Source organism: Prevotella sp. 10(H) (assembly GCF_000711235.1).
Taxonomy (GTDB): Bacteria; Bacteroidota; Bacteroidia; order Bacteroidales; family Dysgonomonadaceae; genus Dysgonomonas.
This window is the reverse complement of sequence record NZ_JOMI01000004.1, coordinates 161,402-173,516: the sequence shown is the minus strand read 5'-3', so window position 1 is coordinate 173,516 and position 12,115 is coordinate 161,402. Positions and strand designations below refer to the sequence as shown.

Sequence of the window (12,115 nt, the reverse complement as noted above, 5' to 3'; positions counted from 1 at the left end):
GAAAAGGGATGTAAAATTTGTACATGCAAAAATGCCGGACAAAAAACCGCTTTCGTTGTTTTTGTCGTATATTTGTCTTGTTAAAAATAGTATTTATGAAACTCATACAAACATTTGCCGGCTTATTAATACTCACTTTCGTCCTTTTTATCTCGTGTAAACCGGATAAAAAGACTAATGAGCCTAATGCTATAACTTACGATTCCATTTCGGTTGCTAAAATATATCATCTGGATAATGATTCAACCAAGCCTTCCTGTTCACTGAAGATAAATTATATCTTTCCTGTAAAATTTGAAGACGAAAAGGTTCTTGCAGACATGCAGAAAGAGTTGAATTTCGCCCTTATGGAAGATGAAAAGTATGAAAGCATGACTCCGCAGGATGCCGTCAATAAATATATCGAGGATTATATCGATAAATACAGGCGTGATGCAAAAGAACAGTTTCCGGATTGGCGCGAATCGGGTGATACCGAAGATTATTTTTCCTATTATAAGACATTAAATACGAAAGTGATATTCGATATGGACAATCTCCTTTCGTATCAGATATCTTCTATGGACTATAAAGGTGGTGCGAACTCTTCCACTGCTTACCGGAATGTAGTTATAGACCTCAAGACTGGAAAGATGCTGAGCGAGCAGGATATCTTTATGCATGATTACAAGAAGATATTGAATACACTTCTTATCAGAAAGATAGTTGCTCAGAATAAGGTTCAGAAACCGGAAGACCTGCTCGAATTTGGTTATTGGGGCATTGAAGACCTTACATCGAATGAAAATTTTTATGTCGATAGCAATGGTGTGACCTATATCTTCAATCCGGGAGAATATTCGGCACCGTCGGTAGGGGAAATAAAAGTGTACCTGCCTTATGAAGAAATAAGGAATATACTGAAAGAAGATTCACCTGTATCGATATTCGTAGAAGATTAATATGGAGATAATTCTTAAGTACTTCCCCAATATCAGCGAAGAGCAGAAAAAGCAATTTGCTGCACTCTATGATTTATATCTCGACTGGAACTCAAAAATAAACGTCATTTCCCGCAAGGATATAGAAAACTTGTATACCCACCACGTATTACATTCGTTGGCTATAGCAAAGCTGATTCAGTTCACCGACGGCACTGAAATAATGGATGTCGGTACAGGCGGCGGCTTTCCCGGTGTGCCACTAGCCATACTTTTTCCAAAATGTGAGTTTTTACTGGTGGACAGTATCGGTAAAAAGATAAGGGTGGCTACAGAAGTTTCTACAACTATCGGATTGAAGAATATACAATTCCGACACTGCCGTGCAGAAGACGTGAAAGAAAAATTCGATTTTGTAGTCAGTCGTGCTGTAATGCCTTTACCCGACCTTGTAAAAATTGTAAAGAAAAACATATCTAAAGAGCAGCGCAATGCCCTGCCTAACGGGCTGATATGCCTTAAAGGCGGTAATCTGGAAGGTGAATTGAAACCATTTAAAAAGACTGCCGAGGCCGATGACTTGTCTATGTTCTTCGAAGAAGAATATTTTAAGACAAAGAAGATTGTATATGTGCTGATTTGATATCCGGATTAATTCTGTCCTATTCCTCTGAAATTCAATAGTTAATATTGTACTCTTATTATTAATGCCGAACCTTCTTTCGTATCGGGTTGTTCTTAAATCAGAATAACATTAAAAAGAAGAATTATGAAAGTAGCATTAATAGGAGCAACAGGTTTTGTCGGCTCACACCTGTTACAGGAGTTGATAAACAGAGGATATGAGGTGACGGCGCTCGCCCGTTCGGTAGATAAAATTCCCGTGAAAGACGGAAAGCCTAAAACAGTTGCAGTCGATGTAACTGATGTAAAAGCATTAACGGAAGCTATAAAAGGTAGTGATGCTTTAGTAAGCGCTTTCAATGCGGGCTGGTCTAATCCGAATATATACGATGATTTTATTAAAGGGTCGGAAGCTATACAGCAGGCAGCTAAAGATGCCGGAGTAAAGCGTTATATCACCGTCGGTGGAGGTGGAAGCCTTTTTATCGACGGAAAGCAAATAGTGGACGGCCCCGATTTTCCGGACAAATTTAAAGCCGGAGCAACTGCAGCACGCGATTATCTGAATATATTGAAAAAGGAAACAACCCTGGACTGGACTTTCGTTTCTCCGGCATTGGATATGTTTCCGGGAGAGAGGACAGGTAAATACCGGTTGGCTACCGAAAGCCCTGTATTTAATGAAAAAGGTGATTCTGTTATTTCCGTACAGGATTTGGCGGTAGCCATAGTAGACGAATTGGAAAATCATAAATATTCACGCCAGCGTTTTACTGCCGGTTATTGATTCATTTGATTTTAAAATAAATCCTATTTTTGTAAAAAATAGGTGAAATGAGAATATTTACAGTCGATGCATTTACAGACAGGCCGTTTTCGGGTAATCCGGCGGGAGTTTGTATTCTGGATAATGAAATTCCGGAAGAATTAATTCAATTAATAGCGAGGGAAATAAATTATTCGGAAACCGCATTTGTTTTTCCACAAAACGATTCCTATAAAATACAGTGGTTTACTCCTAAAATGGAAGTTAATCTGTGTGGGCATGCAACACTGGCTGCCGCTCACATCTTGTACGAATTGCAATATTGTGACTCTTCGGAAAGTATCGAATTTATATCTGCAAGCGGAACATTAACGGTGAGAAAGACCGGAGATAAGATAGAGCTCAATTTTCCCCGCTTATTTGTTGATGAAATTGAAAGTAATGAAATTGTAGAGAAAGCCTTTGACATCAGGCCGCTATATATTGGCAAAAATGACAACAGATATCTGATTGAAATAGAAAGTTATGAAAAGCTACTGTCTATACAGCCTGATTTTGAACTGCTCAAATCAGATGATTTAGGCAGGTTTATTATAACTGTAAAGTCAGATTTGCCCAAATACGATTTCATCTCCAGATATTTTGCTCCGGGAGTAGGAGTGCCGGAAGACCCCGTAACGGGTACAGCCCATTGTTATCTGGCTCCTTATTGGGCCAAAAAGCTAGGGAAAACAAAGATGTATGGGTTTCAGGCTTCCGCGAGGTCGGGATGTATAGAATGTGAACTTGCTCCTGATAACAGGGTCTTTTTAAGGGGAAATGCTGTGATTATGCATGAAATATTTCCTTTATGGAAATAAGATCATATATCACATTAAAAGTACAGTGCAGTACAATTATTAAAATGTACTGCCTTTTTGTATTGTTATAACATAAGTTATGCATATAACCAGATACCTTTACAACAAAAAAATTATATCTTTAACTTGTTTTTTTAACAGATAGTCATTTAAATAAAATATGAAAGTAAAAATATTCGAATTTAACCCGATAAGTGAAAATACATACGTCGCATACGACGAAACAAAGGAGTGTGTTATCATCGACCCGGGTTGTTTCTTCCCAGACGAAAAAGCACACTTGCTGGATTTTATCCTCGATAACGACCTTGTCGTAAAGCATTTGTTGAATACGCATCTTCACTTCGACCACATCTTCGGGAACAATTTTATAAAAGAGCAATTTCATCTCGACACCGAAGCAAACAAAGGGGATGAATTCCTGTTGGAGCAATTGCCTACACAATTGCAGATGTTCGGTTTCAAAAATGAAAATATGGAGGTTCCGAAGATTGGAAAATATCTTAAAGAAAACGACGTGGTTACATTTGGCAACCAGCGGATGATAGTATTGGAGATACCCGGGCATTCGCCGGGTAGTATTGTGTTTTATAATCAGGATGCCGGATGCGTATTTGCAGGCGATGTATTGTTCCGCGGAAGTGTCGGTCGTACCGACCTTGCAGGAGGCAGTCACGAAAAACTGATAGACGGCATTAAAAAGAAACTGCTGACATTACCGAGAGAAACAGTAGTCTATTCCGGTCACGGGCCGTTAACTACAATCGGAGAAGAAATGAAAAGTAATTTTTATCTACAATAAATAACATACGGAAAATACCATGGAAAGCGAAAAATTTCAGGATCGCCATATCGGCATCAGTGCAGAAGAAGAAAAAGTTATGCTGGCTAAAATCGGGCTGAACTCGCTCGATGAATTGATAGACCAGACTATTCCTCAGAATATACGTCTTAAAAGCGGATTGAAATTGCCGGAGGCCCTGAGTGAACACGAATATGCCGAAGAAATGGCGTTGATGGCGTCGAAAAACCGTATATGTGCTTCATATATCGGCATGGGCTGGTATGATACTGTTTGCCCTGCACCTATTTTTCGCAATGTATTCGAAAATCCGGTATGGTATACATCATATACACCCTATCAGGCTGAGATATCACAGGGACGCCTTGAAGCCCTGATGAATTTCCAGACAATGGTGAGCGAACTCACAGGTTTGCCTTTGTCGAACTGTTCGCTATTGGATGAAGCTACAGCCGGTGCCGAAGCTGCTGCTATGATGTATGCGCTTCGCAGTCGTGACCAGATAAAGAATGAAGCAAACAAGTTGTTTGTAGATAAAAATATCTTTCCTCAAACACTGGCAGTAATCAATACCCGTACCGAACCGCAGGGAATAAAAGTAGTCGTTGGTGATTACAAGTCGTTCGAATTCGATAACAGCTTCTTCGGAGCTATTATCCAATATCCAAACTCTAACGGAAATATCGAAAATTATACAGCATTCACTGAAAAAGCGCATGATGCAGCATGTAAAGTAGCGGTCGCTACAGACCTTATGGCATTGACATTGCTCATTCCTCCGGGAGAATGGGGTGCAGACATTGCATTCGGAAGCAGTCAGCGTTTTGGTATCCCAATGTTCTATGGTGGGCCGTCTGCCGGATTCTTTGCTACTAAAGAAGATTATAAACGTAATGTGCCGGGACGTATCATCGGCGTGTCCAAAGATGCTTACGGAAAGGCTGCGTACCGCATGGCGTTACAGACCCGCGAACAACATATCAAACGTGAGAAAGCAACATCTAATATATGTACGGCTCAGGCCTTACTGGCTACCATGGCCGGATTCTATGCCGTTTATCATGGGCCTGAGGGTTTGAAGAATATAGCAAAGCGGATTCATTCGGCGACGGCTCTCATTGCGGACGAACTGAAAGCACTGGGATATACTATTCTTAACGAGCAGTATTTAGATACCTTGAAAATCGGTTTTCCAAGCGGAGTTTCTCAATATTCTATTCGCGAATATGCAGAAATGCGTGATATCAATCTTCGTTATTACGAAGCGGGCGAAGTCGGCCTTAGTATAGATGAAACGATTACCGAATACAAAGCGCATGAACTTCTAGCCGTTTTCTCTTTGGCTGCCGGACGCAGCGAAGTATACATGATAGACGACCTTCCGGAAAAGATGGTTATCTCAGATAAATTCTTGCGCAAAAGTGAATACCTGACAAATGAGGTATTCAACTCTTATCATACCGAAACCGAATTGATGCGTTATATAAAACGCCTCGACAGAAAAGATATATCACTTGCTCATTCGATGATTTCATTAGGCTCATGTACAATGAAATTGAATGCGGCATCTGAAATGTTGCCTCTCGGTCATGCCGGTTTCCAAAATATACATCCTTTTGCTCCTCAGTCGCAAACTCAGGGCTATACCGAACTTATCGGTGAACTCGGCGAATATTTGAAAGAGATAACTGGTTTTGCAGGCGTAAGTTTCCAACCGAATTCGGGTGCAGCAGGCGAATATGCCGGGCTGATGACAATCCGCAAATATCAGGAAAGTATCGGGCAGGGACACCGTAATATCATTCTTATCCCTGCATCGGCACATGGTACCAATCCGGCATCTGCTATACAGGCCGGATATGAAACAGTAACGGTAGATTGTGATGCACAAGGCAATGTCGTATTGGAAGATTTGCAGGCAAAGGCTGACCAGCATAAAGATAATCTGGCAGGTTGCATGATTACTTATCCGTCTACACACGGAATCTTCGAGAAAGAAATCAAGGAGATGTGTAAAGTTGTCCATGAAAAAGGCGGACAGGTATATATGGACGGGGCAAATATGAATGCACAGGTAGGACTTACCAATCCGGGCTTTATTGGAGCGGATGTCTGTCACCTCAATCTGCATAAGACATTTGCTATACCTCACGGTGGCGGTGGTCCGGGCGAAGGCCCTATATGCGTTGCGGAACATCTGGTACCGTTCCTGCCTCATCATCCTGAACTCGACGGCAGTACGGTAAATACGGTGGCTTCTGCTCCGTTCGGTAGTGCGGGTATTCTGCCTATCACTTACGGTTATATTCGTATGATGGGTGCCGAGGGACTGACACGTGCTACTAAGATTGCCATACTAAGCGCTAATTATCTGGCAGAATGTTTCAAAAATACTTACGGAGTGGTTTACCGTGGTACTACAGGTAGGGTAGGGCATGAGTTGATTCTCGAATGCCGTAAAGTAAAAGATACTTCCGGTATTACAGAGTCCGATATTGCCAAACGTTTGATGGATTACGGTTACCATGCACCGACACTATCGTTCCCTGTGCACGGAACATTGATGATAGAACCTACCGAAAGTGAAAGCTTGGCTGAACTTGACCGCTTTGTGGATACAATGAACCAGATATGGGTAGAAATCAAAGAGGTGGAAAACGGTACATATACCAAAGAAGATAATGTACTGGTAAATGCTCCACATCCCGAATATGAAATTTGCGCAGATGAATGGAAACATGCTTATCCGCGCTCAAAAGCTGCTTATCCGCTCGAATTTGTAAAGAATAACAAGTTCTGGATTAATGTGGCACGTATAGATAATGCTTATGGAGACAGGAATCTTATTACATGTCTGTGTGATATGGGATAAGATATTAGCTAACTAATCTATATAATATGAAAAAAGTAACATTGTTTTTGGCAGTCATTATATTGTTAATGACGTCTTGTGCAGAGAAAGATACATATACTATATCGGGTACTGTAGCCGGTAATGAATATGAGGGTAAGGCCGTATATTTACAAGCGCTGGATTCTATTTGGAAAGATAAGGTGAATATAGATACGACATATGTCAAAGGAGGAAAATTTACGTTTAAGAGAACAGTCAAAGAAAGTGAAAGTCTTTGTTTTATTACGTTTGAAGATTCTCCAGAAGAAAAAACGGTTACAATGATTCCGATTTTTATCGAACCAGGCAATATTGAACTGAGTGTGGACGATTCGGGAAGAATGGTGGACATAAAGGGAACTTCGATGAATGAAGCTGTTCGTGATTTCTTTTCTGCTATGGCTCGTTCAGAGGCTCCCGATAGTGAGTTACTTGCTGAATTTACAAAAAAGAATAATCAGAATCTGCTTGGGGCATACTTTCTCACATGTAATGCGCGGCTTCTGGATGTAAGTGAAGTCAGAGATATACTGGCATCCTTTAAGCCTGAACTGCTAAAATATAAGGCTGTTCAGAATATGGAAAAAACATTACAAAAGCGGGAAGAGACATCTGTAGGCAAAAAGTATGTAGATGTAAAAGGGATAACACCGGAAGGAAATGATGTTGCCTTATCAGATTATGTGGGGAAGGGAAAGTATGTGCTGGTAAGCTTCTGGGCTTCGTGGAACCTTGCATCTTGTCGGCGAGAAATACCATATCTTTTGGGGCGGTATACTCAATTCAAGAATAAAGATATTGAAGTAGTAGGAGTATCTCTGGATAAAGATGTGGAAGAGTGGAAAAAGGCAATGGCGGAACTCAATATTACGTGGCCTCAGATATCGGACCTTAAAGGTTGGGATAGCGAGTCTATTTCTGCTTATGGGATTGATTTAATCCCCTATTATATTTTAATTGATAAAGACGGGGTAATAATGGAGAGAGGGGGTAATATACCAATAGCAGGAGAAAATAAGTTATCCAAACTGACGCGATAATATTTAAGTTATTTTATGGTATAAACCGAATTCCTCATCTCCTCCTTTTAGATAAAGACGGCATGATTATTGAGCGAGGATTAGATGCAGATCAGATGTCTGCTAAAATTGCGGAATTGACTGGGCGTTAAACTTTTATAAATTTCCGGCTATTTCAGCGAGTAAATAAACTTTATTGGTGCTAATCTGTTTATTATTAAACACAAAAACAAAAAACTATGATGAGAATTTTATTAATTACATTGGTTTTAATGCTTGGTATAGGAACGACTATGGAAGCTCAGGATAAGAAACCTGTAAAAAATGGTAAGGAAATAGTAACATTCGATGTATCTATGACTTGTGAGAATTGTGTAAAGAAGATTGAAAAAAATATTGCATTTGAAAAAGGAGTAACAGATATGAAGATCGATCTGGAAAATAAAACTGTACAGATTGAGTTCAAGAGTGCTCAAACAACTGTAGAAAAACTTCAGGCTGCCATTGAAAAATTGGGCTATGAGGTAAAGCTACATAATAGTGAACAGAAAAAATAGAAACTAAAATGAAAAAATTATTTGTAATCATAGCAGCTATGGGTATGCTATATAGTTGCGGTGGTGGAAACGCTCAAAAAAATCAGGAAGAAAAACCATCTGTGGATGAGTTTTCGGAAGTTGCAAAAAATACAACTGATCAACATAATGCCAAAAACTCACTCGACTATAAGGGTACTTACACTGGAAAAGTGCCTACTGCAAGTGGAGAGGGTATGATAGTGTCAATTAAGCTTGATGACAGCACTTACGTAAAAAATATTGAATATGTAGGCAAGAAAAACAGTAAATCGGAAGAAAAAGGTAAATATACCTGGAATCCTGCTGGTAATACTGTAATACTTGACGGTGTGAAAGAATCACCAAATCAATATTTTGTAGGAGAAAACATGCTTACTCAACTGGACATGGAGGGTAACAGGATTACCGGAGAGATGGCAGATATGTATATTTTGAAGAAATAATTTTTTCGAATGTCCCGTCCTAAAATAGGTTTACAGGATTTATATTAAAATAGTATAAGAACCGATGGATTTATGTTCATTGGTTTTTTGTTTCAGATGGATAAAGTTAGGCGTTTTCATATTCAGAGCCAAATGTGGTCTTTTATTGTTATAAATATCAATAGATTGTTTAATTAACAGGCTTAATTGCTGATAGTTATTGCATTTTGTAAATAAGAACTCATGTTTTAGTATTCCATTAATTCTCTCAGCCAGTGCATTTTGATAGCAATCATAGCCATCAGTCATCGATGGAGTAATTTTATTCTTAGCTAATATTTTCTGATATAATTCAGAGCAATATTGTAATCCCCTATCAGAGTGATGAATCAAAGGGTTATGGTAAACTCTAGTCTTTATCGCCATTTTCAGAGCTTTAGATACACTTTGTGCACCCAAATCATTACTTAGATGATATCCAACTATTTTTCTGGAACAGGCATCAGTAATCAAAGACAGATAATGTGTCTTTTGTTTTGATTTAATATAGGTTATATCACTCACAAAAACCTGTTCGGGGCGATAGACAATCATATCCTTTAACAGGTTGGGATGTTTATGTAGCCAATGTTTTGACATAGTAGTCTTGGTATATGACCGAACAGGACTTATTAACATTTTATTGGCCCTGAGGATACTGAATAGTTTATCTCTGCCAATATTCAAAGAAGAACCCAACAGGTAATATAATTTGCGAGTTCCAAGTCTGGGCATAGCCACTCGAACATCCTGAACTTTGGATATAACATACTCGCCATAAGCTTGTTTCTGCTTAGCTCTGTCAACTCGTTTATAATAAGCCTGTCGGCTGATCCCGAAGACATCACATGAATAAATCATGGTTGCTGTCCTTTCTTCTTTGAAGCGTTCGATGCTTCGGGTACAGACTTTTTTCGGACGGGAATATTAAACTCTTTTTCGGCTATGTCGATCATAATATCAAACATGATTGCCTTATCCTGTTGAAATTCAAGCTGCTTCTCTAAACTCGCCTTTTGCTTTTCAAGCAGACGAACTTTAGCTTCCAGTTCCATTAACCGTTGTTCAGGAGTCTTTTCCATAGTAAATTTGACTTGTAATTCTCGGTCTAAGGTACCAAATTTTCTGAGCCAAGTGCGAATTGTGCTGGTTGATTGAATGCCATACTTGAGAGCTGCTTGAGTTAAGTTGAGCTCTCGGGATTCAATTTCTTGAACCACTTGAAGTTTAAAAGATAGGCTGTAGTCTTTTTGAGTACGTTTGACATAATACTCATTTTCTTGATGTTCCATAATAAGTTGTTTTTGTTGTAAACCTATTTTAGGACGGGACAGAATAACAAATAAAAAAGCCGCTTTGCATTAACAAAGCGGCTTTTTATTTATATCGCTCTTTTATAAATCGTTACATACCGTATCCGTTGAGCATGCCATTGAAGTACATTGGTTTCAGAACACTTACTTTAAGATGCCATGCCGCAGCCTGTTCTCTCGACATATCGAGATGAGTAAACGGAGTAGATGGTTGCGGATTTTTATCATAGTCGAATTCGCATAACAGTACATGGCCGTAATCCGTTATTATCGGACAAGCTGCATACCCGTTATATTTTGTTTCGGGAGTCTTCCCATCCATAAGTGAAATCAGGTTCATTGCAGCCACAGGCACCTGTTTACGCACTGCAGCCGAAGTCTTACTGGTAGGTATACCTGCGCAATCGCCCAGACAAACAATATTAGAGTATGTTTTGTGAATCAATGTTTCTTTATCGACCATTACCCAGCCTTCTGCTGCTAATTTGCCCTCAGTCCATGACAAGCCCGATTCTTTCACAAAGTCAGGCGCTGACATAGGCGGGGTAAAGTGAAGAAAGTCATAATCTTCAGTAAAAGGAATAGTGATCTTTTCATCACCTATAGTTTCTATACGTTCCATATATACACGTTTAGCAGAGGTATCCACTCCTTTCAGGCGCGTATTCAGGTTAATAGGCACATTTCTTTCATTATAAATTTCCAGTAGGCGCGGTGTATAATAAGGTACATCATAAAGTTCGTGCGATGCTGTATAATAATGCAGGTCTACGTTATTTCTTGTTTCCTGTTTACGTGTATAATGTTCGGTGAGCAAGCATATTTTCTTCGGAGCACCTCCACATTTATGCTTTGTATAAGTATCGGTGAAAATACCCTTTCCTCCTGTCTTTGAGAATTCCTGTATAGCTGCCCATGTTTTTTGAGCCCCTTCGAAATCGTATATTGTATGTGCATTTCCCAGTCCCAAGGTTTGCTGAGTAATTCCTTCAGTCTTTTCCCAATTTATTTGTAAACCGGGAGTTAGTACCAGAAAATCGTATGGAATAGTGCCGTTTTCGGCGGTTATTACCTGATTTGAAACAGGTTTTACTTCTTTTACAATGTCCTTTATCCATTTGGTATGGCTATGGATACAGTCTTTTTGTTCTTTCCATACATCCTCCGGTTTGTATACTCCTGAGGCCACAAGGGTAAATCCCGGTTGGTAATACTGGCGGTCGCTGGGATCTATTAACGTTATGTCGGGATTGTCCAGCCAACGGCCTAACAGCGCGGCCATGCTAAGTCCTGCTGCGCCTCCACCGATAATGACTATTTTACCTTTTGCTTTACTTGAGAATTCTGTGAGTTTATATACTCCTGTAGCGGTGATAACACCTGCTACACCTGTTGCTGCCGCAATTTTTAGAAACTTTCTGCGGTTAATTTTTTTACTTGGCATTAGTGTTTATGAAGATTTATTGTTCCAGATTGTTTTTCATTTAAAAGTATACTCTATTAAATGTAAAGGTAGATTTTTTTTATACACGATACAAACGTAATTCCGTCCCCATGCGGGTTTTCGCGTTTTTTCTTAACTTTTAACTTTTCTTTTTTGTATTAAATATGTGTTGGGAATTTTATCTATAGTATTAGTTGATAGCTTGTAGCCATTAGCTGTTGGTTCTTTGAAATGAAATGTTAGACACAAGTAAACGAGTAGACAAGTTTTTAACCTGTATCCGTATCTTGTTTGCTTGTCTACTAAAATATCTGTTACTTTTGTTACCTTTTGCGACATAGCGTCTTTGCGAGAAATAATGTTGACTAATTGTAAAATCCGTTACTTTCGTTACTTTTTAACAATGTATTGTTAATTAATGTAAAACAATATTAT

Annotated in this window: 11 protein-coding genes; 9 read left to right on the top strand and 2 right to left on the bottom strand. The window is 39.2% G+C overall.

Annotation, left to right across the window (positions count from 1 at the left end):
• Positions 1 to 95 precede the first annotated feature (95 nt).
• From K348_RS0110040 to K348_RS0110000, 9 genes are all read left to right on the top strand, one after another.
• The gene (locus K348_RS0110040; protein WP_029904837.1) at positions 96 to 941 is read left to right on the top strand and encodes a DUF3298 and DUF4163 domain-containing protein; all 846 of its coding nucleotides are present in this window, start codon (positions 96 to 98) and stop codon (positions 939 to 941) included.
• Position 942: 1 nt separating this feature from the next.
• Positions 943 to 1,563, top strand: a complete 621-nt coding sequence (gene rsmG / locus K348_RS0110035; RefSeq protein WP_029904836.1) for a 16S rRNA (guanine(527)-N(7))-methyltransferase RsmG — start codon at positions 943 to 945, stop codon at positions 1,561 to 1,563.
• 126 nt (positions 1,564 to 1,689) lie between these two features.
• Positions 1,690 to 2,331: an NAD(P)-dependent oxidoreductase gene (locus K348_RS0110030; protein WP_029904835.1), complete on the top strand. Its 642-nt coding sequence runs from the start codon at positions 1,690 to 1,692 to the stop codon at positions 2,329 to 2,331.
• Positions 2,332 to 2,378: 47 nt separating this feature from the next.
• Entirely contained in the window at positions 2,379 to 3,170 is a 792-nt protein-coding gene (locus K348_RS0110025) for a PhzF family phenazine biosynthesis protein (RefSeq protein ID WP_029904834.1), read from the top strand.
• 160 nt (positions 3,171 to 3,330) lie between these two features.
• Positions 3,331 to 3,972, top strand: coding sequence for an MBL fold metallo-hydrolase (locus K348_RS0110020; protein WP_029904833.1), 642 nt, complete (start codon positions 3,331 to 3,333; stop codon positions 3,970 to 3,972).
• Between the two features lie 19 nt (positions 3,973 to 3,991).
• The gene (gcvP, locus tag K348_RS0110015) at positions 3,992 to 6,844 is read left to right on the top strand and encodes an aminomethyl-transferring glycine dehydrogenase (protein WP_029904832.1); all 2,853 of its coding nucleotides are present in this window, start codon (positions 3,992 to 3,994) and stop codon (positions 6,842 to 6,844) included.
• Positions 6,845 to 6,870: 26 nt separating this feature from the next.
• Positions 6,871 to 7,905, top strand: coding sequence for a TlpA disulfide reductase family protein (locus tag K348_RS0110010; protein WP_029904831.1), 1,035 nt, complete (start codon positions 6,871 to 6,873; stop codon positions 7,903 to 7,905).
• 218 nt (positions 7,906 to 8,123) lie between these two features.
• Complete coding sequence (locus K348_RS0110005; protein WP_029904830.1) at positions 8,124 to 8,441, top strand: heavy-metal-associated domain-containing protein; 318 nt, start codon at positions 8,124 to 8,126, stop codon at positions 8,439 to 8,441.
• A gap of 8 nt (positions 8,442 to 8,449) precedes the next feature.
• Complete coding sequence (locus K348_RS0110000) at positions 8,450 to 8,905, top strand: copper resistance protein NlpE (RefSeq protein WP_029904829.1); 456 nt, start codon at positions 8,450 to 8,452, stop codon at positions 8,903 to 8,905.
• A gap of 39 nt (positions 8,906 to 8,944) precedes the next feature.
• Here the strand turns inward: K348_RS0110000 and K348_RS0109995 are convergent.
• Together K348_RS0109995 and K348_RS0109985 are read right to left on the bottom strand one after the other, a co-directional pair.
• Positions 8,945 to 10,215 (bottom strand): IS3 family transposase gene (locus tag K348_RS0109995; protein WP_231496770.1). Its coding sequence is split into 2 segments (ribosomal slippage): positions 8,945 to 9,840 and positions 9,840 to 10,215, totalling 1,272 coding nucleotides; the frame shifts between segments, so codons are not numbered across the junction.
• 112 nt (positions 10,216 to 10,327) lie between these two features.
• Entirely contained in the window at positions 10,328 to 11,680 is a 1,353-nt protein-coding gene (locus K348_RS0109985) for an NAD(P)/FAD-dependent oxidoreductase (protein WP_029904828.1), read from the bottom strand.
• Positions 11,681 to 12,115 lie beyond the last annotated feature (435 nt).

Bases quoted from the DNA above. Each gene is read 5' to 3' on its own strand.
- K348_RS0110040 (WP_029904837.1), top strand. From the start codon at position 96: ATGAAACTCATACAAACATTTGCCGGCTTATTAATACTCACTTTCGTC.
- rsmG (WP_029904836.1), top strand. From the start codon at position 943: ATGGAGATAATTCTTAAGTACTTCCCCAATATCAGCGAAGAGCAGAAA.
- K348_RS0110030 (WP_029904835.1), top strand. From the start codon at position 1,690: ATGAAAGTAGCATTAATAGGAGCAACAGGTTTTGTCGGCTCACACCTG.
- K348_RS0110025 (WP_029904834.1), top strand. From the start codon at position 2,379: ATGAGAATATTTACAGTCGATGCATTTACAGACAGGCCGTTTTCGGGT.
- K348_RS0110020 (WP_029904833.1), top strand. From the start codon at position 3,331: ATGAAAGTAAAAATATTCGAATTTAACCCGATAAGTGAAAATACATAC.
- gcvP (WP_029904832.1), top strand. From the start codon at position 3,992: ATGGAAAGCGAAAAATTTCAGGATCGCCATATCGGCATCAGTGCAGAA.
- K348_RS0110010 (WP_029904831.1), top strand. From the start codon at position 6,871: ATGAAAAAAGTAACATTGTTTTTGGCAGTCATTATATTGTTAATGACG.
- K348_RS0110005 (WP_029904830.1), top strand. From the start codon at position 8,124: ATGATGAGAATTTTATTAATTACATTGGTTTTAATGCTTGGTATAGGA.
- K348_RS0110000 (WP_029904829.1), top strand. From the start codon at position 8,450: ATGAAAAAATTATTTGTAATCATAGCAGCTATGGGTATGCTATATAGT.
- K348_RS0109985 (WP_029904828.1), bottom strand. From the start codon at position 11,680: ATGCCAAGTAAAAAAATTAACCGCAGAAAGTTTCTAAAAATTGCGGCA.